Below are 22,469 nucleotides of genomic sequence, written 5' to 3'. Positions count from 1 at the left end.
AACACGAGGTCGCCGCCGATCGCGATGGTCGCGCTGTCGGTATCGCCGTCGCCATCGGTCGCGGTCGCGGTCAGCGTAATGAGATCGCCGCTGGCAAGCCCGGTCGGCTCGTTGTCGGCACCCGGATTATCGTGCACCACCGAACGCCGCTGGTCGAGCGTCACCGTCCCGTCGCCATCCACCGACAGCACGAACACGATCTCGCCGCCCGCCCCGGCCCGGCCGACCACCTGGCCGCCCTCCAGGCTCAGCACCACTGCTTGGCCCGACAGCGTATCGGTCAGCCCGCTCGCGCCCGCCGCAATGCCCAGCGCATAACTCTCGCCGCCACCTGCAGCCGCACCGTCCGCTCCGAACGCAAACGCGAACGCATCCGAGTACTCGGCCTCCGCATCGACCGCAAAATCACTGTCGTCCACTACCAGCGCAAGCGAGGCTCCGGTGGATTCGACCATCGGGCCATCGTCGGCGAAGCGGATATTGCCGCCGAGGTCCAGCGACACCGTCTCGCTCGCGCTGTCGCCATCCCGGTCGACAATGGTCGCAGTACCCTCGAGCGACAGGATGCCTGTGCCCAGTATCGCGAACTGATCGTCGTATGGCGCGCCGGTGGCGCCGGGCAAGGGATGATCGATTTCCTCATATTGGGTCAGCGTCACCACGCCGGTCGCAGGATCGACCGAGAGCCGGAAAACCTCGACTCCGTTGGCCGAGCCGACAACATCGCTGCCGTCGAATGCCAGCGTCACCGCATTGCCATTGCTGGTCAGGCCCGAGGCAGTGTTCTCGATCACCAGCGCATAGGCCCAGGAAACGGAACCGGCGCCATCGGCACCATAGGCCTGACTGGCGACGGAAAATGCGCCGCCGAGATCGGCAGTGGTCGTATCGGTATCGAAGGCTGCGCCAATGGTATCGGCATCCTGCGTCGTCAGCAGGATCGTATCGCCATCGACGACACTCGCGTCTATGGACGATCCGTCGTCGCGGAAAGACAGCGCGTTACCGATCGCGACGGTCGCCGTGGCCGCGTCGCCGTCGCCGTCCGTGACAGTTGCCGACAGGGTGATGAGCCCAGCGCTAGCAAGCCCGGTCGCGTCGTCCGGGTCGGTGCCGTCGGCATGCACTACGGCGCGCTGCTGATCGAGCGTGACCGTGCCTGCCGCATCGACGGTCAGGACGAAGACGACATCGCCACCGACTTCGGTTCTTCCGACGACCGCGCCATTCTCCAGCGACAGCACGACGGCTTCGCCCGACGCGGTATCGACGAGCCCTGTCGACCCGGCCGTTATGCCGAGCACGTAATCCGATACGCTACCCGGGCCATCGGCATTGAAGGAAGGAACGAACAAGCTTGCGAAACCGGCAACGGCATCCACGGACAAGTCGCTCTCGTCGACTTCGAGCGAGCCGGTGGCAGGCGACGTGGTTCCGAGGGTGGGAATATCGTCCGACACGCCGAGGGAGACCGAAACACTGGCCCGATCTCCGTCGATATCCGTTGCTACGACGAGCACCGAACCGAGGTTTGCAAGATCGTCGCCAAGCAACGGATGCGCCGCGTAATTATCGTTCAGGGTCATGGTGACGATAGCGTTGTCGCCATCGACGGTCAGATCGAGCGTGACGATATCTTCGCCGCCGCTTCGCCCGACGATCTGCGTATCCGAAATACGCACCCAGGTGAGGCCGCCCCCGAGGTTGTCGAGCGCTCCGGCCGTGTCGTCGAATGCGATGGCCACGATGGCGTCCGACCCCGGGGTGAAGGAAATCGTCGCGCTATCGGTTACCGGCGTTGCTGGGTCGGAACCGTCCGGCAAATTCTCGTCGTCGACCACAAGGGATACCGGATCGCCGGCCGTGGGGCCGCGACCGTCCGTGATCGTGATCGGCTGCGTCGCCGTGTCGAAATCGTCGTCGCCATCGGTCAGGGTATAGGTGAACGAGGCATCGATCGGGCCATCGGATTGATCGAGACCCGCTGCGGGGTCGAAGGTCCAGTTGCCGGAAGCGTCGAACGTATAGACACCCGTATCCGTGGTAACGGTCGTGATCCCGCTGGCAGCGACGACATAATCGACGCCGTCGATCGAAACCGAAGTCACGCTTGCACCGTCTGCGCCCTCGACATCGTTTGCCAGGACATTGCCTGCGAGGCCGGAGTTGGCGCCCTCGACGATCGAGAGGGACGCTTCGTCGACAGCATCGGGAACGTCATCGACGATATTGACCGCAATCGTCCCCGATCCGACAAGGTTGCCGGCCGTATCGTAGACCTCGTAGCCAAAGCTATCCGCCCCGTTCACGACATTGCGCGAATTTTCCCCAGTGTCGCCGTCGCCGAACGGTGCCGACAGCGTATAGCTATAGGCACCCGTATCGCTGTCGAGCGTAAGCGTGCCGTAGGTTCCATCGGCCGAGCCGGTGAGCACGTAGACGAATGGACCGGTGGCGTCGGATACGACGATCTGCCCGCCTGCCGTCTCGCTTCCCGATCCCGGATTGCTGCCGGTCGCGAGACCGGCTTCGTCGACTGTCAGATCGGCATCTTCGACCGTGCCTTCGATATTTGCGACATCGATCGTGAGCGTTGCGGTGGCCGTGTCACCGTCCCCGTCGACGATCGTATAGGTGAAGACGTCGACCGCGTCGGCATTGGTCGAATTCGGCGCGGCGACGTAGCTGTAGACGCCGGTCGCAGCATTCAGCGTGAGGGTGCCGTATTGACCGACGAGCACCAGGTTGCCGTCGACCAGAGTAACCGTATCGGTCTGCTGGTTTTCGCTCGACAAGGCCACGATGCCGCCAAAACCGTCGGCCCCCGGTATGTCGTCCGTGCCGTCGGTCAGAACATTCCCGCCGATGGTGCCACCCTCGTCGGTGGACGCGACGTTGTCGTATGCGGTCGGCGCATCGTCGGCGAAGACGATGGTTAGCGTGGTTGTGACCTCGTCCCCGTCGCTGTCCGTTACGAGGAAAGAAACGACCGTGGACGCATCCTCCGCTTCGGCATTCGGCCCGCCTTCGTGCAGGACGTTATCGACCAGCGTCACGCGATAGGCGCCGGTGGCGTCGTCCAACAGCTCGACCGTGAACAGCACGCCGCGCGGACCGGTAGCGGTCAGCACATTGCCGGAGACGGAGTATGTAACGGTCTCGGTCCCGATGATCGCGGTGCTGCCGTCCAGCGAGGCGGCAAAAGCGATATTCGCCGGAGCATCGCCGCCGACATCGAAATCGAGCGTACCGGTGAAGGTGGCCTCGCCGACGTCGGAGGGATCGTCGCCCACATCCGCGTCGAGATCGCCTTCGTCCGAGACCGGATTGCCGCCGACAAGCCCGTCGTCGTCGACCGTCGCCGTCGCGGTTCCACCGCCGGGCTGCGTATCGTCGACCAAGGTGAGCGTCGCTGTCGCGCGCGAGACATCGCCATCACCGTCGGTGATCGTGTAATCGAAGGAAACCGTTCCTTCTTCGCCCGGAGCAGGGAAATAGGTGAATGTCCCGTCGCCGTTGTTGACCAGCAGTCCCGCACCACTCAGCGTTCCTGCGACCATTGCAATAGTGCCGATTGCAACGTCGTCGGCCCCCGGAGTGTCGTTTGCGAAAACGTCGATGGTAACCGGCGCGCCTTCCGATGCCTGATCGGCTGCGTCGTCCCGCGCTATCGGAGCGTCGTCGACTATGCGGATATCCAGGCTGGCATCGGCGGTGTCGCCATCGAGGTCGGTCACGGTAACCGCGAAACTGTCGACTTCGACGCCGATCGTGTTGTCGTTGAGGACGTACCGGTATTCGACCCGGCCTGCACCGATCGCGGTGATCGTCAGCGTGCCATACTCGCCTTCGATCGTCTGGCCGACCCGGGTGATCTCGATACCGTTGATGCTGAGGGAAGCGAGCCCGTCGGGCGTCGTGTAAACGATGCTTCCATTGGTGATTTCAGCGTCGCTCGCCGCTCGCGTGCCGGCAGGTTCGTCGCCGCGCGCCGGAAGCCCGGCCTCGTTTACCTCGTCGGTTGCATTCACGGCCCCGACCGGATTGTCGGGCGTGACGATCACGATGTCCGGATCGTCGTCGGCAAGGTTTGGAATGACCTCTTCCTCGCGCCGTTCGGGGAACGACAGCTCGGTATAGGGCAAGAGGTCGCCCAGTGCGTAGGCATCCTGGATATCGCCGACGTTCTGTCCGAAATTACCGCCCGAGCTCTGGGGCGCGCCGGCCGCGGGCTGAGGTTCGTTGCCGGTCAGCAGCGCGGCGATGTTCTGCGGCGGAATCTGCACATTGCCGATCACGAATTGCGGTACGATGATCGCCCCGTCCGGCACGCGAATGACCGAACCGTCATCGAGAACGACAATCAGGTCGCTACCCTCGGCCCGCAATTCCTGGATAGCAGAGCCTGCCGGGAGGCGAACTACCTCGGTGTCCGAGATTTCGGATTGTGCGACATCGGAGACAGAGACCGACCGACCGGCGTCCGCCTGCTGGAGATCCGCAGGGTCCGCATCGGTCGAACGATCCATGAAACCATCCTGGCCGTGCCCTTCGAAATCAACCATCACGTCACCTCCGCTTTCGCAATCGAGCCAAGGCTCGGCGAGACCCGCGAAGCAGACGATGGAACGGCGACTTTTGCTCGAACCAACCCCCCGCAATCCGAATTGCGGAAGCTGCTTCGCGGCCCCTGTGTTCTTGGCGAGACGAGTCGAGCCCGAATCGCGTTTAATTGAGTCCGATCAAACATCGTTTCAGAGGTTGTTGCAATTCAATTAACCTATTCTGGAAACGAAAGGTTCGGTCGGGCAGAAAGACCAGATAGCCTTTCAACCCTTTGAATTCTCATCGTTTTTGAAGAGCAAGCCGATCGATCGTAACAGTCCCATTTCGGGATTTGACGAAAATGTAGAGCTTTCGGTTAACCTGGTTGCGGCCAGAAAACGCCAATTCAGAAAAACCCCGCCAAAGAATAGGCCTGGATCAGGAAGCCGCAGCAGATCGGAAGCCCGTATGGCAGCGTCCAGCTCCGCCTCTCTTGGCCCGCCAACATCTTGAAACCCCGATACCAGATCAGCATCGCGACAACGGCAACAAGACCTGAGATCGCTGTAAAAGCCAACATGCCCAAGGCGCCGGACAGAGGCACCCCGAACGCGGCAGCGCTATAGAATTTGGCGTCTCCGCCTCCGATCGCGCGAAGGGCGAAAAGCGCCATTCCCACGAGAAGAGCGATGAGCGCGTGCAAGGCCGCCGAGCCAAGGGCCGCCCAACCGAAACTGACAAGTGTTGCCCCCGCTGCGGCAATGGCCAACGCAACGACCAGGCGGTTAGGTATGCGACGGGATCGAACATCCAGCGCAGCGCCGATTACCGCGATAAGCGCGGCAGGCAGGAATGCGATTTCGGGCGTCACTGCGTAAACGTAACGAGTTTCTGCTTGCCTTCGTCTTCGTTGCCGAGGTCGGTTGCCGAGCTCTGCTCGTCCTGCAATTCAGGCTCGGCCTTCGTCTCGCGCTCGAGCGAGGGCTTTTCCAGGAACGCGACAGTCATCTTCGGGCCTTCGCCCAATTGCTCACGCGTTGCGATCTTCACGATACCATCGGAAATTCGATGGGGCCGCATGGCGAGCGGCGCAGGATCGGTTTTCGGCGCCGGCGCTGCAGCCACTCTCTCCGCGGGCGCGGTCGCCTTGCGCGCGAGCATCACGTGGCGTTGCAGGCGCAGCAGGTTCGCCGTAAAACGCATGTCCTGCGGATCGCGAGCCACCGCGGCCCTGAAATACCGGTCCGCTATGTCGAACCGTCCCAGTTTTGCGTAGGCTACGCCGAGGCCGTTCTCCGCTTCGGCGGCAGTTGCCGGATCGAGCCGTGCAAGGCGCAGCGTCGCAACCGCGGCCGAGATATGGCCGTCGCGCAATTGCGCTCGCCCTTCCTCGATGAGCTGGGCGCCGACGATCTGAGGCGGTGCTTCCGCTGCGGGCCGCTTGTTGTTCTGTTTCTTGGCGAAACCCCAGCCGGAAAACGGCGAGGACTGGCAGCCCGCCAATAGCATGGCCGCAATAGCAACCGTTCCGAATTTGGCGATCTTCGTCATCTCAACCCCCTCCCATCGCAGGTATCAATTCACGGAACACCCGGATCATCCCGGGCATCATGAGTACGCCGATCATCGTGGGCAGCATGTTCACCACCAACGGGATCGATATCAGCACCGGCAAACGGTGCGCCTTTTCTTCAGCGCGAAGCCTGCGTTTCTCGCGCATCTCTGCCGAATAGACCCGCAAGGTATCGGCGACGCTGGTGCCGAGCTTGTCGGACTGGATCAGCAGCGTCGCGAAGCTTCTGATTTCGACGACGCCACTGCTTTCACCCATCTTGCGAAGCGCGTCTTCGCGTCGTGCACCGGCACGCAATTGCAAGGTCACTTCGGACAGGATCTTGGCAATCAGGGGGTGCGATTCGACCATCTCGCGGCCGACCCGGTCCATCGCCGCCTCCATACCGAGGCCAGCCTCGACGCAGACGAGCATCAGGTCCAGACAATCCGGAAAGCCATGGGTTACAGCCTCGCGCCGCCGGTCCGCCTTGGCCGTGACGACCAGGTTGGGCAGGTACAATCCCAGCAGCGCACAGAACGCCGCGCCAAAATAGAGGGTGAACGTCGAAAGCTCCGCATCGAGCAGTCGCATATAGGCAAGGAACAGAAGCGGGACCGCGAAGACCAGGATGAAGCGCAGCAGGGTGAAGATTTTCGGCGCCGCTGCCGACTGGTACCCCGCCGCGCGCAGCTTGTCGCGCAGCACATCGCCCTTGGAATCGGCAAGACTCAATCCCGCACGCTCGACCCGTTCCGCAAGTTCGGCCCATGCATTGGTGCGCTTGTCCTGGAGCGTCTCGCGGCGGCCGATCCCGCCTCCTGCAATCTCGCGAATGTTCTGCCGCGCCTCGACCCGGCGAGCGGACAGGCGGCCTACCGAGACGACGCCGATGATGACCACCGCGAAGATGAGAGCGAGAATCGCAAAGCGTGCCAGCTGGTTGGTGACGAGAAAATCGAACATGTCAGACCTTCAGATTGACCATTTTCTTGATCACGAAGACGCCGATCAGGAACCACACGATCATCGCCGGGAATCCGAACATGAAAATCGGATCGGTCGCGACCTCGAGGTAAAATTGCGGGTTCATGGAGAAAAGGAGGACGAATGTTATGATCGGCAAGGCGGTCAGCAGCCAGCCCGTCATCCGCCCTTCCGAACTCAACGCCCGAACCTTGAGGTACAGGCTGGCGCGCTCCCGGATCACTTTCGACAGGCCGTCGAGTATCTCCGCCAGGTTGCCGCCGGTTTCGTTCTGGACCGACAGCGAAACGGCAAACATCCGCATATCGTCGAGGTCCCAACGCTCGGCCATGTCTTCCAGCGCTTCGTTGAGATCGGCACCGTAAGCGATCTCGTCCGAAATCAGGCCGAATTCCGATCCGATCGGATCGGTCATTTCCTGGGTCAGCAGCTCGATTGCCGAGGCGACCGGATGGCCGGCACGCAACGCTCGCACGAATATGTCGAGCGCCACGGGAAACTGTTCCTGCATCTTCTTGCGGCGTCGCTGGGCGAGATAGCCGACCGCGAGCACCGGCAGGCCGATGGCAACAGCCGCCGCGACTGCCACGATCAGCTGGATCACGCCGAATGACAGCGCGAAGCCGGACGATATGGCCAGCATGGTTACGGCCAGCACGACCAGGGCGAAAATCGCCGCCATGCCCAGGATGATCTGCGAAAAGTTGAACGGCACCGCCGCCATCATCAGGTTGCGACGAAAGCTGTTGTACGGTGCCGTGAGGAATCCAGCGCTGACGGGATTGCTGAGCGGATCGTGCTTGCGCAAGCTGCCGAGCACGTCTTCGCGGCGTTTGCCCGTTGCAATCAGTTTCAGGCGCTTGTTCACCGCGCCGGCATGTTGGCGGTTTTCGATACCGAACCTCAGCACGACCTGCGAGATCAGGAATATCGAGGCGAACACCGCCGACAGGACGAGAATTCGGGTAACCTCGGCGCTCAGCATCAGACCCTCCCCAGATCGAGGTTGGGCCGGAACAGTTCGGGCGAAAGGGCGATGCCGTGATCTGCAGCGGTATCGAGGAACTTGGGACGGATGCCGGTTGCCTCATGCCGTCCGAGCACGCTTCCGTCTTCGCCGCGGCCTTCCATCTTGAAGCGGAAGATTTCCTGCATCGTGATGGTCTGGCCTTCCATGCCGACGATCTCGGACAGGCTCAGCAGACGCCGCCTGCCGTCGGCCTGGCGCCCGATCTGCACGACGACATTGATCGCCGAGGCGATCTGCGCACGCGCCGAAGTGGGCGAAATCTCGATCCCGCTCATGCCGATCATCTGCTCGACGCGCGACAGGGCGTCGCGCGCGGTATTGGCGTGAACCGTCGTCATCGAGCCGTCGTGGCCCGTGTTCATCGCCTGGAGCATGTCGAATGCCTCGCCGGAGCGAACCTCGCCTACGATAATGCGATCGGGGCGCATGCGGAGGGCGTTCTTCACGAGATCGCGCTGCGTAACCTCGCCCCGCCCTTCGATATTGGCAGGGCGGGTTTCCAGCCGGGCGACATGTTCCTGTTGCAGCTGCAGTTCTGCGGAATCCTCGATCGTGACGATACGCTCCCGCCCGTCGATATTCGCGGAAAGAGCGTTCAGCAGCGTGGTCTTGCCCGAACCGGTACCGCCGGAAATGAGAACGTTGCGCCGCGATTTGACGATTGCGGCAAGGACGTCCGCGACCGCTTCCGGAACACTGCCGAGCTCGACCAGCTTGGCCATGTCGATCCGGGTCTTGGCGAATTTACGGATGGAGAGCAGCGAACCATCGATGGCCAGCGGGGCGACGATGGCGTTCACGCGCGAACCGTCCGCAAGGCGGGCATCGACGAAAGGCGAGGATTCGTCCACGCGCCGGCCGACGGCGCTAACGATTTTCTGGATAATCCGCAGCAGATGCCGCTCGTCCTGGAAGCGCACGGAGGCTCGTTCGAGCAGGCCGAATTTCTCGACGAAGACGTCGCGATGGCCATTCACAAGAATATCCGTGATGGATTCATCGGCGAGCAGCGGCTCGAGCGGCCCCAGCCCGAGCAGCTCGTCCAGTACTTCCCCGGTGAGCCGTTTGCGCTCTGCTCCGTTCAGCGCAGCGTCTTCCTCGAGCAGAAGTGCGAGAATTATATCGCCGATTTCTTCTTCGATCTGCTCGCGAGACATCCGTTCGAGCAGCGAGAGGTTGATCCGGTCCAGCAACTTGCGATGGATCGTGGTTTTCAGGTCGAGCAGCTTTTCGGCTTCTTCGTCGACCTCGAAAGTAGTTATGCGCTGCGGCGCGAAGCCTTCCTCGTCGATCTCGACTTCGGAGGCTGCGCCGTCCTGCGATCCGAACTGCCACTTCATTGCTCGCCTCCAGCCATACGCGCGGTGATCGCATCTGCGAGCGCAGCGACATCGGCGACGAACGGGCTCTTGCGACGGATATGCCCGGCCAGCACACCGCGGTCTTGCGCAGCTTCCAGCGTCTGGGTGTCGCGCGCCAGTTTGGCAGTCACCGGCCGACCGAGAGCTTCCTCCACGTCATCGATCCCGATCGATTTGAAGAGTTTCTTCTCCACCCGGTTGACCACGACAGAGACGAGCCGGTGATCGAGGCCGAGGTTCTTGAACAGGTCCAGCCTGCGGCGCGCCTGGCGCAGACTGGGAAGGGACTGCTCGACGAGCATCAGGATGCTGTCGGCTTTCGCGAGGATCGCAAGGCCCCAGTTGGTCAGGCCGGATGGCATGTCGACAACCACGTAATCGTATTCGGCACGCGCCAGATCGAGAACCCGCGCGAGATCCTCGCTCTTCAGCGCCTCTATCGGGATTATCTCGTTAGGCGCTGCAATCAGGTCGACACCGCATTCGTGACGTTCGGCAACCGTATCGAGCATCGATGCATCGAGCCTTGCGCCAGCTTCGAGCAAATCGGTCAGAGTCCGGCGCGGAGAAACGCCGAACACATCGCAGATCCGCCCGGCCTGGATATCGAGATCGAACAGGCAGACGGTCGGTTCGCCCGGTTCGCTCGCCAGTTCCGCTGCCAAATGGCTGGCGATCGTCGTCGCGCCGGCCCCGCCGATCGGCTTGGTGACCGCAATCAGCGGCGCGAGCGAAACGTCCTTTCCAACCGATCCCGCATGCGTTTCGAGCACGGCGATAACGGTTTGCAGGATCTCTTCGGCGTTGAAGGGCAGTTCGACGACATCGGCCACACCCTCGCGGATCAGCGTCCTTACCAGTCGCATATCGACATCGCGCATGGCGACGATCTGAGGCATTTCCGGATGCATCCGGCGAATATTGCGGATCCGGTCCATGCTGGCGGGGCTGGCCGGGTCGACTTCGAAAAGCACGACACCGGTTGCATCAAGCGTATTGCCCGGAATGGGCTCGTCCGGCTGCAGCGAGATGAATTGCGCATCGCTTATCCAGCTTGCCCCGGAGGAAGAGCGCAAATCCTCGAGCTGGCGTTCCGATGCGATCACCGTAAGCGGTGCGTTCAATTGCAACTCGGACCCCTTCCTTTGGCCGAATATCGTGTGGTCGCGGCCCATCAGTTCGACACCGTTCCTGCGCCGTCTTCCATCGTCAGCGTGTAATCGAAGCCGGGAAAATCGACGGTCGAGCCGAAGAGAAGGATCGAAGTGAATTCCATGTTCGTCAGGCGAACGGTGACGAAAGGAGAAACATCCATCCCGTTGGGATTGCCTGCAAAGCCCAGTCCGGAACCGGTGTATTCCACCGTAATGTCCTCGTCTGCCACCTCCGGCCAGAAGTCCTGGATGCGATCGGCGAGTGTGGCGAAGGCGGTGGCGTCGATACTCAGATTGCCGCCCAGGCAGGTGCCGGAAACACACTGGCACTGCGTACTCGTACAGCTGATCGTGCCGAGCGCATCGACTGGGATTCGGTCGCCCTGGCCCAGCTGTACCCCGCCGACCGTCTGGCCGGAGAAACTGTAGGTCGCCAACTCCTGCACCAGCGGATCGGTGACCACGGCAAAGCGCGCACCGACCTGGCTGGCTTTCTCTCCGCGGTTGAAATCATAGGCGTAGCGGCCCGCATCGATGATGCCGACGAGGAACAGCACGATCAGCGGCAGGACGAGCGCAAACTCTGCGGCCGAACCGCGCTGGTCCCGGCAGAACCGTGCGAGGAATGCCGCGCCGCTCATATGCCCATCACCGGCGATTGCTGGGTGGCATTGAGCGTATAGCTGTCGGTGATGATGCCGACGCCGTCGAACAAGCTCTGGTAATTCACATTCGCCGTCACGGTCACCACGGGTGCATTGGTCTGCCCGTCGTAGATGCCGGTGGTCACTGCCGTTGTCGGGCATGACACCGCCACGGTCACCTCGGCATTTTCCCAGCCCGGCACGCGGGTGGTGCCGCCCGAGGGGCGCCCCGTGCGGGTCACCTCCTGGATCGCCGTCTGGACGCCGCTGTCCATGGTGGCGCCGCTCTCGCAATTGATCGTGGCGAAGCTCTGCCGGCTGGCATAGCGCGCGCCGTCCCGGACGCCCTTCACGACCTGGTGCTGATTGTAGAAATAATAGGCAACCTCGATCGCCCCGAACAACATGCCCGCCAGCAACGGCAGCAGCAGCGCGAGCTCTGCGGCAGCGGCGCCCCTGCGGCATATCCAGAGATCCCGCAGTCGCATCACTTCACCAAAAACGGAACATCGCGCCGGATCACGGTGCCTGCCGTCTCCCCTGCACCGCCGGCATCGGACTCGCCGATGATCTCGACGTAGATATCCTTCTTGTCGGTCCGGTCCGGGCGATTGAGGCTCGGTTCGACGAGAAAGATGTCGATGAAGCGACGGATCGCGTAGGGCCCGCTCTTCCCTCTGACGTTTTCGGCATGACAGTTGATGACCGCGACCGACATACGGCGGCGATCGGCCACGGTGGATGAAGGCGTGGTTCCGCCGGCGCCGCCCTTGCTAGCGCTGCAGATCGGCTGGGCATAATTGCCGCGCGTCCCGTTGGTCCACTGGCCGAGGATCGTCGCTCCGTCGATGACGTTGCCCTTGTTCGCGATCTCCCACTGGTACACTTCGTAGCGGGTCGGACGGTCCGGGCGCGTGCCGCTGGCGGTGAAGCCGGTGTTCGCCTGCCAGGCGGCGGAATCCCAGCCGTATCGCGAGCGGAAATAGGCGTCGCGATCCCAGAAACCGTCACCGAAACGGTCGCAGGTGTTGTCGTCCGGGCCGAGCGAATGGCAGATGTCGCGCGGGTGCCCCATGGGCGACGGCGTGGTCGTCGCAGGCAGCGCGGCATCGGTCGTCGGTGCATAGGGATTGGCCGGCACCATCCAGCCGTCGGTCTGCCCGTTGGTGCCGAAGGTGCAGGCCTTGTTGGCCGAAATATTCGGAACGCCCGCCGCGTCCGACTTGTGGGTCACGTCCTTGATCGAGTTGATCGACGCCGGGCACGCTCCGCCAGCCGGGCAATTGTCGTAAATGTCGAAGCGGGTGTTGATGGCGTCGATGGTCGAGGTCTTCAGCCCGGGTTCGATTTCCACATCGATCACCTCGGGCCCGTTGACGGGCACGCAATTCCCGGTCGGCGAGACCCAGGCGAGCGCTTCTTCCACGCCGTTCGCGCCCAGCCCCAGGTCGAGGAAGCCAAAGGCGCCCGGATCCCACTTACCCTGTTGCACCACCAGCAGACCGTCGCCGATGTAGTTGTTGGCGTTGAAATCGACCGTCGGATCGGTGTTGTTGAGCGGTTCGTCCGGATTGCAGATCATCAGCGGCGGGATGCGGCATACGGCCGATCCGATGCCTGCCACCGCTTCGGCGTCGATCGTGTCGGAAATCGCCCCGGCGATGGGCGTCAGCGCGTAATTCGCCGTGCGCGTTTCAACCTGCACGCGAATGAAGCGCGCCTGCTCGTCGGCATCCGATGCCAGCGGGTTGGTCCCGGCCTCGGCGTCCGCAAGGTTGGCGTAGAAATAGATCTGGCCTTCGGGGATGGCGACGGTCGCAGCGCCATCGTCATTGGCGAAACGCGTATCGTTGGACACCAGGCTGCGCGCCTGTGCCGTGGCCCGTGCAATGGAGCCGGGCAGCTGGTCCAGCTGGGTCGCCCCGGCCAACGCAGCCTGATCGGCCGCGTTCTGGAGTTCGGTATCCATGGAAACCAGGCGCGAATAATCGAAGCCGAGGCCGACCATTCCGACCAGTGCGGGCAGCGCGAGCGCATAGAGCGCCGCGCTGGCCCCGCTTTCGTCTCGCAGAAATTTGCCCCAGATACCCATGGTCGCCTCTTCCAGCCCTCAGTTCGGGCCTTCGCCCCCTTCGCCTACATCGGTCGTGCGGATCGATTCCGGCTGCTTCACCGCATCCTCGCGATAGCGCTCGACGGCATCGGCAGCGTGTTCGCCGCTGGTCACCAGCTCATCGGTATAGACCGGGTCAGGATTGACGACCTGCGCCATCATCGTCTGGCGGTTGGCCTCCCCGAAGGAGGCATCGCCGGGCGCTTCGAAGATCGACTTGTCGGCACAGCCTGCCAGCATCACCAGCGGGAAGGCGGCGCAGATCGCCAGCCGGACGGATGGCTCAATATTCATAATCGCTGCCTTCCTCTATCGTGACGGGGGTCTGCGGCGCGGCCAGTTCGGCGGCCGGGACCGGATCGTAAGGTTCGCCCGTCAGCACGGTGCCTGCCGCCGTGGGATCGCGCACGCGATCGGTCGGCAGGCGCACCTGGTCGGGGCGGATCGGCTTCACCAGTCGCGGCGTCACCACGATCAGCAGTTCGGTCTCGCCCTTCTGGAATTCGGTCGAGCGGAACAGCGCGCCGAGGATCGGGATATTGCCGAGCAGCGGGATCTGGTTGACCGTGGTCTGGAAATCCTGCTGCAACAGCCCTGCGATGGCGAAACTCTCGCCGTCGCGCAGTTCCAGCGTGGTGGACGCGCGGCGGGTCTGCAGGCCGGGGATGGCCAGGCCGCTGATCTGGATCGAGGCCGCCGGGTCGATCTGGCTGACCTCCGGCTCCACTACCAGGTTGATGGTGTTGTCACCCAGCACGGTGGGAGTGAAGCCCAGGCTGACGCCGAAGGGCTTGAATTCCACCGTGATGCGGCCGCCGATATTGTCGTCATCGCCGCCGCCCCCGCTCGACTGGACGACGGGGATGGGGAATTCCCCGCCGGCCAGGAACGATGCCTTTTCGCCCGAAAGCGCCACGAGTGTCGGTTCGGCCAGTGTCTTGGCAAAGCCTTTCTCTTCCAGCGCATTCAGGAAGACATCGAAGTCGATACCGAGAGCCCCGAAGGCCGCTCCGAAGACGCCGAAGCTGTTCTGGATTTCCGAAAACTCGAACACCGGTCCGCCATCAGCGCCGCGTCGCAGGGCTGCCCCGGGGCCGAAGGACGAATTGAAATCGCCACCCCGATCGATGCCGAAGCCGCGTACGCCGATTTCCTCGCCCATGGAGCGGTTCACTTCGGCGAACTTGACCTCCAGCATGACCTGCTGGCTGCTGCCGAGCGCGATCATGTTGACCACCTTCTCACCGGCATAGGTGCCTGCGAGGCGCACCGCGCGATCGATCATGCCGACATCGGTGGCGAGGCCGGTCAGCACCAGCGAATCGCCGCTGATATGCGCATCGATCTGGCCGCCGGGGATGAGGCGAGCCGCCTGGCTGCGGAAAGCTTCCGCATCGGGGCCGACGGCAATGTCCATCACCGACAGCACCCGGCCGCGCGCATCGTAGAGCGTCAGGCTGGTGGTCCCCATGCCCTTGCCCAGCACGTAGATCGAATTTTCGGTCAGCGCGACGATATCGGCAATATCGGCATTGCCCACCAGCGCCTTGGCGATCGGCCGGTCGGCAGTGACCACCTGGCTCTTGTTGACCGGGATTTCCAGCGTGCCGGCATGAATCTCTCCTGCGCCTGCGAATTGCGCCTGCGCCGGGCTGGCGGCCATCAGGGCGATCGGAAGGGCCGCGGCAAGCGCGCGGCGCATGAAATCAGTTCGTGCCACGGGACACCTCCTGGCGCGCACCGTCGGTGCCGCGATAGATCGTCATGGTCGGGCCCGAGAAGACGGGCGCGGATGGCTGCGATGTCCCTGCCGAAGCGGGTGCCGGGCGATAGGCCACCTGCTGCCGCGGTGCGGGCGCAGGGGCGGACCGGGCCGCGCTGCTGCGCGAGGCATAGCGCAGGCGGCCGCCGGGCAGGTCGCGCGTGGTCACCACTTGCGTGCTGCCGACCGACTGGTTTTCGACATTGCGGAGCGCAAGCGTCAGCCGCCCGCTCTGCGCTGCCAGCGCCAGCCGCTGGGCATCGTTCGGATTGGTCAGCAGCGTCGCCATCTTCAGTTCCTGCGGTTCGGTGCTGTCTTCCGAAGCGCGGCGGTCGATGGCGAGCACCTGTGCATTTTCGAGCACGACCGAGGTAACGAGGTCGTCGTCGCCGCCGGGGATCTCGCGCGTCATCATCACGTCGACGACATCGCCGGGAGTCACGAACCCGGCCACACCAGCCACGTCGTCCACGGGAATGGTGGTGGCGCGCATGTCGTCGGGAATGTTTTCCGACAGGATGGCGCGGGCCGAGATGCGGGAGCGGAGGATCGGCTCACCCGCAGCGATCGGGCGAATGGCCACATTGCCGCCCGCGAAACCGTTGAGATCGTTGAAGGCGCCTGCGGGCACCGATTGGGCGGGCCAGTTGACCAACCTGACCGTATCGGTCGTCAGCGGTGCGCCGAAGGGAAGATCCTGCGAAGCGACCGCGACGCGAACGAGCTGCTGCTCTTCGGCGATCCGCTCCTGCTCTTCCTCGACGCCCGAGAAATAGGCGTTGACGAGATAAACGGCGAACACACCCAGAACCAGGGCCACGCCGATGATGATGATATTGCGCCGCTCCATGCGCCGCTCCCCCCGAATAGCTCCTCTCAAGCGCAGAAACCCCCGCTGCGCCGGGTAAAGTCCGGCCCCGGCTCGAAGCCGGGGCCGGGCTAGAATCAAGGTGCCGGTGCCGGTGCCGGTGCCGGTGCCGCCCCGGTGTTGAGAACGCCCGAGGTGCGGTCCATAGCGCCACCAATCGCGCCGGAGAGCGTGGTGGCAGCGGTCACGATTGCGATGCCGACGACAACAAGGATCAGCGCGTATTCGGCAGCCGAAGCACCGGATTCGTCAGCAACAAAAGTCTTCAGAAAATTGGTCATGATGTTTCTACCCTAGTCCAAGCGGGGATCATCCCCCCTTCATTCACATGAGGGCTCCGGCCTCTATTTCCGGCTTGCCCTGTCCGTGCGGGTAAATGTCTGGAACCGGCGCGACCTTGGTATATGTTTTTCCGACGGTTACGCCGGATCAGACGCCTGTTCCCTCACGGAACGCCCTAAGAATCCATCTTATGGCAACCTTAGTCAAGATTTTGGCAACCGGTTAAATTTCCGATTATATTTCAGAATGATGAACTCAACAAATGTTAAGATCGGCGGTTAACGGTGCAGGAATTGTATATTCTCGCCACGATGAGCGAGTCGAAAATTTCGTCCCGATTCGCAATTTGTTAACTTAATTCTCGCAGATTTCCGGCGGTTTCGCTGAAAAGTTGCAGCCTGAGAAACCCGATCGAAGGTTCGGCGTTGGATTTGAACATGGTTCCAGAACGACACAGAAAAGCACTAATTGCAGCGTTTTTGCGCTATGCGGACGTGCTGGAAGCGAAATCCCGCGCCATCGTTGCGAACCTGCGCCCCTTCGTGGACCGCGCGATTCCCTGGTGGATCGTCGGCTGGCTCGCACTCGCAAGCATACGCATCGCACTCAGCCCCTCGCCCGTGGCAAATTTCGCAGACTTCGCCAGCATCTTCCTCCCCTACGCGCTCATCGCGCTGGCTCCGCCGATGGCCTTTCGCCTCGCCGAAGCCGCGTTTCCGGAAAACGAAACCAAATGGGACAACCGGGTCAGCCTGGCCTTCGTCGGTCGCTGGACCAAGGTTGATCGCGAGGCTGCCCGCGGCCATCGCATGTTCGGACCGGTGGGCTTCATGGCATCGCTGCTCGTCGGCATGCTGCTCAACGTCGTGATCCGCAGCGCCGAGTTCCTGCTTGCAGTCCCGGCGATTACCGCCGCAGGTCCCGACTGGGCTCGCGCCATCTTTCTCGCCATGGCCTTCGAAGCCATCGCGATGAACTTCCTGTACGTCGTCTGCTTCGTGATGGCCCTGCGTACGATCCCGCTGTTCCCGCGGATGCTGGCCCTTACCTGGGCCTTCGACATCGGCCTGCAGCTGACGACCGCGAGCGTCGTGAAAGCGCAGGCCGACCTGCCGCCCGAAGTCGGCGCCTCTCTTGCAGGATTGCTGGAGGGCAATATCACCAAGGTGCTCATCAGCATCATGATCTGGCTGCCCTATCTGCTGCTGTCGGACCGGGTGAACGTCACCTATCGCAGCCGCCTTCCCGGCTGAGCGAACCCCCATCCCGATTCGCCTGTCGCATGAAACGGTGATACAGCGGCCCCTCATTTCGGTGGGGCACAGGGAATGGACAGGGTTCGGTACAAGGCGGTGAAGCACCCCTTCGCAGTCGCGCTAATTGCGGCGGCAGCCATCGCCGGCGTCTGGTTCGCGATCGATCGCGCGACCACTACCGGCCCCGTCATGCGGGTGGCAGTACCCCACTTCACCCGGATAGAACTGCCCGAGACGACGTCAGCTCGCCCGATCGACGAAGAGGCCTTGGCCAGCCTGGACGCAGGCGATGCCGCCGACGCCGTGGTAGCCCTGATGCAGAACCCCGACGCAGCGCCGGACATGGCCGCCGCTTCCGAAGGCAACCGGATGGCTGTCGGTCCGACAAGGACCGCAGAAGGCCTGATCCCGCTGAGCTTCGATCTGGTCCAGCCGGGCTCCTCCGGCGAGAGCGTGAGCGCCGATGCCGTCATCGTGCGCAAACCGCTCAGGATTGGCGCGCGCGAAATCGGCAGCCTGCCCGTTCACATCGATGGCGATTCGCGCCTGCTGGTCGATGCCACGGAACTGGTTCGCATGCTGGAACGCGCCGGCCGGCCGCGCACGGTGCGAAAATCGCGCAGGGCGGACAATCTGCTCACTTTCACCGAGCTGCGAAACGACGGTGTCGACCTGCGCTACGACCCGAACAGCGACAGTCTCGTGATGACCGCCGGGTGATCCGGACGACCGACGCTATCTCAAGGAAGCAGGATCGACGGGACGACCGCCGACCCGCGTTTCGTAATGGAGATGGGGTCCGGTCGAGCGCCCGGTGGAGCCGACATAGCCGATCGTCTGCCCCGCCTGGACGCGATCGCCTGCCCTGACTGCTACGGCGGACAGGTGGGCATAGCGGGTTTCGACCGTCCCACCGTGTGAGATCCTGACGAGGATGCCGTAACCGCCGCGCCATCCCGCGGAGAGTATCACTCCGCTCGATGTCGCGGCCACCGGCGTGCCCGTTGCGGCGGCAAGATCAATCCCGCCGTGAAAGCGTCTGCCGCCGAGCACGGGATGGCCGCGCATGCCGAAGCCGCTGGTCAGTCGTCCCGCCGCGAGCGGTCGTCCCGACGGCATGGCGCCCGCTTCGAAATCCGGCCCCCCGATGGCCGAAGACTCGGGCTCGATATCCGCACCCATCAGATCGACGGCGCGACCGAAACGGACAGCGGGGCGCGGGGGCGGCTGCAAGGGTTGCTGCTGGACTTGCGGAGCCCCGCTCGAGGCTTCCGCCTCCTCACCCTCCTCCGCAAGGGCAGCAGGCGCGGACAGACCGTAGGTGATCGCGAGGCCGATCAGGCCGAAGGCGATATTTGCATTCCCCATGACAGCTTCCCCCTCGGATGCAGGGCCAAGCCAATACCATGGAAACTGCGGTTTCGCGAATCGCAACCGGCGGGCTGTCTTGTTTCGGGATCAGTCCCAGTCGATATCGATGGAAACCTGGGACTCTTCGGTTCCTGCGAGCCGTGCGATCTTCGCCCGGCTCTGCGAGATGACTTTCGCCAAGGTTTCGGTTGGGTCGTGCGGCGAAGGATCGCCGCGGTTGTGCGGCGAATGGCCAGCCTGCGGAGCGTCCAGAGCAACCGGTTTGCCATAAAGCAGCTCGGTCGGCGTCACTTCGAGCGCTGCGGCCAAGCGCTGCAAGGCGGCTTCACGCGGCCGGACCTTGTCGGTTTCCCATTTCCAAAGGGTCGGTTTTGTCACGCCTGCCTGCCGGGCCAGTTCGACCATGGAGAATTTCGACCGCGTCCGCAGCGACTTCAGCCTCTCGCCGAAAGTCGATTCCTCTAGGCGGGGCGGCAAGCGGCGGGGGCCTTCGGGCATCGAATAGGCGAGGCAGGCTGCTACCTCCGCGCTGTCGAGAGGCTCGGCAAAGCGGCAACCGTAGAGGTTCTCGGAATACCACACGATCGTCGCCATCCTCTCCCCGATATCGGGCAGGACGACGGTGATGGGCTCGTCGAGGGCGAGCGTGCCGGACGTCCCGAGCAGAATTCCGGTTTCGGAGATGTTGAACACATCGACATCGCAACCGGCATCTGTCTGCGAAATGGCAGTGGCAAGATACAGGCGACGGCGCGGCGCTGCACGAGACTGGCCTGTCTCTGCCGAAGCTTCTGACTTGTCTTCCAAACGCCCGAGCATGAGCAAACCGCCTTTCCCGTTCGGGAAGGAGTGAAACATTGCGACCTCTTTTCTCGTCCGGGTTAATCCGGCAGCGTTAATTTCTGGTTTCCTGCGACTCCTGTCGTTGCATTAATCGCTACACCTTAACCGCCTGTGACAAAAGCGAAAACGTTTGGAAACCGCCCGACTAGGACACTTGAGCTAACGCCTGAACCTGTGTCACGCTCGCCTCTTCCGACTGGGAAAATGCCTGTTTCTGCGCGCCACGCTTTCGCAGAGGAAAGACTGCGCCTATCCGGGCCGGCTGCATGGCCTACGACCTGCCCCCAGAGCCCCTGCCGTCCGATCCGGGCACCGGCAGCGACGGCTGGCGCGACGAGATCCGTGCGACCTTCCGGCTGAGCTGGCCGCTGGCGGCTGCCAATCTGCTCCAGATGCTCACCTATGCCATCGACGTGATCTTCATTGCGCGGCTGGGAGAGGAACAATTGGCGGCTTCGGCGCTGGCAATCGCGTTGTTCGGGCTGGTCATGTGGGCGCTGTCCGGTCTGACCGGAGCGGTCGCACCCGTCGCGGCGGCGGAACTCGGCGAGCGCGCGCCGGCATTACGGCCCGTCCGGCGGACGGTTCGCATGGCTTTGTGGCTGGCCGTGTTCTCGGGCCTCGGCGGCGTCGGGCTGTGCCTGCTGCTCGGCCCGCTGATGCGAGTGACAGGTCAGGAGCCGCGCATCATCGCGCTGGCGCTGGAGTACAACACCATCCTCGTCATTTCGATGGTGCCGTTCCTGATCAACAATGTGTTGCGCAGCTTCGTCTCGACGCTCGACCGGCCGATCTTCGCGACGGCGATCACGGCGGCCGGCATCTTCGTTAACGCGCTGGCGAACTACGCCTTCATCTTCGGCAATCTGGGCGCGCCCGAGCTGGGCCTACGCGGCGCGGCGGTGGCGACGATCATCACCACGCTGGTGACGCTGCTTGCCTATGTGGTCGCGATCCGCCTCGACCCGCGACTGCATCGCTATCGCATCTTCGGGCGCTGGTGGTCGCCGGACTGGCCGCGCTTCATGCAGATCGTGCGTGTCGGCACGCCGATTGCGCTGACGATCACGGCGGAGGCCGGAATCTTCGGCGCGGCCGCCTTCCTGATGGGCAATATCGGCGCGACCCAACTGGCCGCGCACACGGTCGCACTGCAGATCGCCGCGCTCGCCTTCCAGGTGCCCTTCGGCGTGGGCCAGGCGGCCACGATCCGCGTCGGCTACTTCTATGGCGCGCGCAACCCCGACGGCATGAAGCGCGCCGGGTGGAGCGCGATCGTGATCGGCACCGGCTTCATGCTTTTGACGGCGATTGCCATGGTCGCGATCCCCAAGCCGTTGCTGGCGATCTATATCGACCCGTGGGACCCGGCCAATGCGGAGCTGGTGGGCTTCGCGCTCACCTACATCGTGGTCGCCGCAGCCTTCCAGCTGTTCGACGGGATGCAAGCGGTCGCTGCCGGTGCCCTGCGCGGGCTACAGGACACGCGCATCCCGATGTGGATTGCCGCCTTCGCCTATTGGGTGCCGGGGATCGGTACGGCGCTGGTGCTCGGTTTCGCGACTCCGCTCGAGGGCGTGGGTGTATGGATCGGCCTTGCGACGGGCCTCACATTTGCCGCGCTGCTGCTCGGCTGGCGCTGGCACCGGCGCGATGCGCTGGGCCTGACGGTCAGGCCTGTTGGCGTGCCGCCTGTGCCGCCCGCTGCGTGATCTCGCGCTGCGGGAACGGGATCGAGATACCGACATCGTCGAAGCGCGCCTTGGCGGCTTCTGTGAGATCCCACCCCAACTTCAAATAATCGCCCGTGGCGCACCAGACGCGCATACCGATACCGACGGAACTATCATCGAGCGACGCGACAAAGGTGACTGGTGCGGGATCGTCGATAATGCGCTCGTCCGCTGCGGCCAGCGCCAGCAATTCGGTACGTGCCTGCTCCATACTGTCGTCGTAGCCGATTCCCACCACCAGCTCGAACCGGCGGATCGGGTGGCGATTGAAATTGACGATGGCTTGATTCCAAAGCTCGGAATTCGGGACCATGACGAACAAGCCGTCGAACTGCTTGAGCTCCGTGGTAAAGAGGCCGATCTGCATGACGGTACCGGTAACCGAACCGGCAGTAATTCCCTCGCCCACCTTGAAGGGCTTCTGCACAAGGATCATCACCCCCGACGCGACATTGCTCAGCGTGCCCTGCAGGGCGAGGCCGATAGCCAGCGCCATGCCACCCAGCGCGGCGAGAATGCTCGTGGTCTCGACGCCGAACTGGCCAAGCACGGTGATAAGGACCAGCGCCCACAGCGCATATTTGACGAGGTTCGACAGGAAGTTGGCCACCGTCGGTTCGAAGCGCGGCGATTTCGTGAGGGCTTTTTCAACCCAGCCCGACAAGAGCTTGGCGACGATCAGGCCGATGACGAGCACGGCGAAGGCTCCGGCAATATCCATCATGTTGAGCCGCAGCCACAACAGGATCTGCTCGGGTACGGTCAGCGCGGATACGGTCTGGTCGGTGGTCATCGAGGTCGGTCTCGCCATCTAAGAACGTCGGATTTGCGCGGGCATTAAGGAACCCGAGGCCATTTGGCCACCCTCGGGCACGGCTCGTCCGGGCGAGCGAAAATTTTTACATGAACCCCCGTTGACTCCCCGAAAGCGCAACCCCAAATGCGCCGCGCTGGCACTCTCGCCGAGT

The 22,469-nt window shown here is 63.2% G+C and carries 20 protein-coding genes; 3 read left to right on the top strand and 17 right to left on the bottom strand.

Features of this window, described 5'->3' with window-relative positions; genetic code table 11:
* From P8R33_RS14385 to P8R33_RS14320, 14 genes are all read right to left on the bottom strand, one after another.
* The coding region (locus P8R33_RS14385; protein ID WP_278329665.1) for a DUF5801 repeats-in-toxin domain-containing protein at positions 1 to 4,565 on the bottom strand (4,565 nt) is incomplete at its 3' end.
* Positions 4,566 to 4,951: 386 nt separating this feature from the next.
* Complete coding sequence (locus tag P8R33_RS14380) at positions 4,952 to 5,416, bottom strand: A24 family peptidase (RefSeq protein WP_278329664.1); 465 nt, start codon at positions 5,414 to 5,416, stop codon at positions 4,952 to 4,954.
* Entirely contained in the window at positions 5,413 to 6,096 is a 684-nt protein-coding gene (locus P8R33_RS14375; protein WP_278329663.1) for a hypothetical protein, read from the bottom strand. Before P8R33_RS14375 ends, P8R33_RS14380 begins: the two co-directional genes overlap by 4 nt.
* A gap of 1 nt (position 6,097) precedes the next feature.
* Positions 6,098 to 7,063, bottom strand: coding sequence for a type II secretion system F family protein (locus P8R33_RS14370; protein ID WP_278329662.1), 966 nt, complete (start codon positions 7,061 to 7,063; stop codon positions 6,098 to 6,100).
* A gap of 1 nt (position 7,064) precedes the next feature.
* On the bottom strand, positions 7,065 to 8,069 hold the full coding sequence (locus P8R33_RS14365; RefSeq protein ID WP_278329661.1) for a type II secretion system F family protein: 1,005 nt from the start codon (positions 8,067 to 8,069) through the stop codon (positions 7,065 to 7,067).
* Complete coding sequence (locus P8R33_RS14360) at positions 8,069 to 9,271, bottom strand: TadA family conjugal transfer-associated ATPase (protein ID WP_278329669.1); 1,203 nt, start codon at positions 9,269 to 9,271, stop codon at positions 8,069 to 8,071. The genes P8R33_RS14365 and P8R33_RS14360 overlap by 1 nt, the downstream gene beginning before the upstream one ends.
* Before the next feature lie 179 nt (positions 9,272 to 9,450).
* Positions 9,451 to 10,599 (bottom strand): CpaE/TadZ family protein, encoded by a 1,149-nt coding sequence (locus tag P8R33_RS14355; protein ID WP_278329660.1) that lies wholly within the window; start codon positions 10,597 to 10,599, stop codon positions 9,451 to 9,453.
* Positions 10,600 to 10,649: 50 nt separating this feature from the next.
* Positions 10,650 to 11,270, bottom strand: a complete 621-nt coding sequence (locus tag P8R33_RS14350) for a TadE/TadG family type IV pilus assembly protein (RefSeq protein WP_278329659.1) — start codon at positions 11,268 to 11,270, stop codon at positions 10,650 to 10,652.
* Positions 11,267 to 11,761 (bottom strand): TadE/TadG family type IV pilus assembly protein, encoded by a 495-nt coding sequence (locus P8R33_RS14345; RefSeq protein WP_278329658.1) that lies wholly within the window; start codon positions 11,759 to 11,761, stop codon positions 11,267 to 11,269. Before P8R33_RS14345 ends, P8R33_RS14350 begins: the two co-directional genes overlap by 4 nt.
* The gene (locus tag P8R33_RS14340) at positions 11,761 to 13,365 is read right to left on the bottom strand and encodes a pilus assembly protein TadG-related protein (protein ID WP_278329657.1); all 1,605 of its coding nucleotides are present in this window, start codon (positions 13,363 to 13,365) and stop codon (positions 11,761 to 11,763) included. The genes P8R33_RS14345 and P8R33_RS14340 overlap by 1 nt, the downstream gene beginning before the upstream one ends.
* 18 nt (positions 13,366 to 13,383) lie before the next feature.
* Entirely contained in the window at positions 13,384 to 13,680 is a 297-nt protein-coding gene (locus P8R33_RS14335; protein ID WP_278329656.1) for a hypothetical protein, read from the bottom strand.
* Positions 13,670 to 15,106, bottom strand: a complete 1,437-nt coding sequence (locus P8R33_RS14330; RefSeq protein ID WP_278329655.1) for a type II and III secretion system protein family protein — start codon at positions 15,104 to 15,106, stop codon at positions 13,670 to 13,672. The genes P8R33_RS14335 and P8R33_RS14330 overlap by 11 nt, the downstream gene beginning before the upstream one ends.
* Complete coding sequence (gene cpaB, locus P8R33_RS14325) at positions 15,093 to 15,998, bottom strand: Flp pilus assembly protein CpaB (RefSeq protein ID WP_278329654.1); 906 nt, start codon at positions 15,996 to 15,998, stop codon at positions 15,093 to 15,095. Before cpaB ends, P8R33_RS14330 begins: the two co-directional genes overlap by 14 nt.
* A gap of 95 nt (positions 15,999 to 16,093) precedes the next feature.
* Positions 16,094 to 16,297 carry a Flp family type IVb pilin gene (locus P8R33_RS14320; RefSeq protein WP_278329653.1) on the bottom strand — a complete coding sequence of 68 codons (204 nt, stop codon included), beginning with the start codon at positions 16,295 to 16,297 and terminating at the stop codon, positions 16,094 to 16,096.
* A 495-nt stretch (positions 16,298 to 16,792) separates the two neighbouring features.
* On the opposite strand from P8R33_RS14320, the gene P8R33_RS14315 reads away from it, so the two are divergent.
* Together P8R33_RS14315 and P8R33_RS14310 are read left to right on the top strand one after the other, a co-directional pair.
* The gene (locus tag P8R33_RS14315) at positions 16,793 to 17,551 is read left to right on the top strand and encodes a DUF2569 domain-containing protein (RefSeq protein ID WP_278329652.1); all 759 of its coding nucleotides are present in this window, start codon (positions 16,793 to 16,795) and stop codon (positions 17,549 to 17,551) included.
* Positions 17,552 to 17,626: 75 nt separating this feature from the next.
* Positions 17,627 to 18,274 (top strand): hypothetical protein, encoded by a 648-nt coding sequence (locus P8R33_RS14310; protein WP_278329651.1) that lies wholly within the window; start codon positions 17,627 to 17,629, stop codon positions 18,272 to 18,274.
* Positions 18,275 to 18,289: 15 nt separating this feature from the next.
* On the opposite strand, the gene P8R33_RS14305 is transcribed toward P8R33_RS14310, so the two are convergent.
* Together P8R33_RS14305 and P8R33_RS14300 are read right to left on the bottom strand one after the other, a co-directional pair.
* The gene (locus tag P8R33_RS14305; RefSeq protein WP_278329650.1) at positions 18,290 to 18,922 is read right to left on the bottom strand and encodes a M23 family metallopeptidase; all 633 of its coding nucleotides are present in this window, start codon (positions 18,920 to 18,922) and stop codon (positions 18,290 to 18,292) included.
* A 90-nt stretch (positions 18,923 to 19,012) separates the two neighbouring features.
* A complete protein-coding gene (locus P8R33_RS14300; protein WP_278329648.1) occupies positions 19,013 to 19,744 on the bottom strand; it encodes a helix-turn-helix domain-containing protein in 732 nt (243 codons plus the stop codon).
* Between the two features lie 290 nt (positions 19,745 to 20,034).
* Between P8R33_RS14300 and P8R33_RS14295 the strand changes: the two genes are divergently transcribed.
* Positions 20,035 to 21,480 carry an MATE family efflux transporter gene (locus P8R33_RS14295; protein ID WP_278329647.1) on the top strand — a complete coding sequence of 482 codons (1,446 nt, stop codon included), beginning with the start codon at positions 20,035 to 20,037 and terminating at the stop codon, positions 21,478 to 21,480.
* Here the strand turns inward: P8R33_RS14295 and P8R33_RS14290 are convergent.
* Positions 21,440 to 22,312 (bottom strand): mechanosensitive ion channel family protein, encoded by an 873-nt coding sequence (locus tag P8R33_RS14290; RefSeq protein ID WP_446532524.1) that lies wholly within the window; start codon positions 22,310 to 22,312, stop codon positions 21,440 to 21,442. The genes P8R33_RS14295 and P8R33_RS14290 overlap by 41 nt on opposite strands.
* Between the last annotated feature and the right edge of the window lie 157 nt (positions 22,313 to 22,469).

It is taken from the genome of Qipengyuania flavescens (genome assembly GCF_029688735.1).
Lineage (GTDB): Bacteria > Pseudomonadota > Alphaproteobacteria > Sphingomonadales > Sphingomonadaceae > Qipengyuania.
Note: the sequence above shows the minus strand (reverse complement) of the source record. Positions and strands in the feature narration are given on the sequence as shown.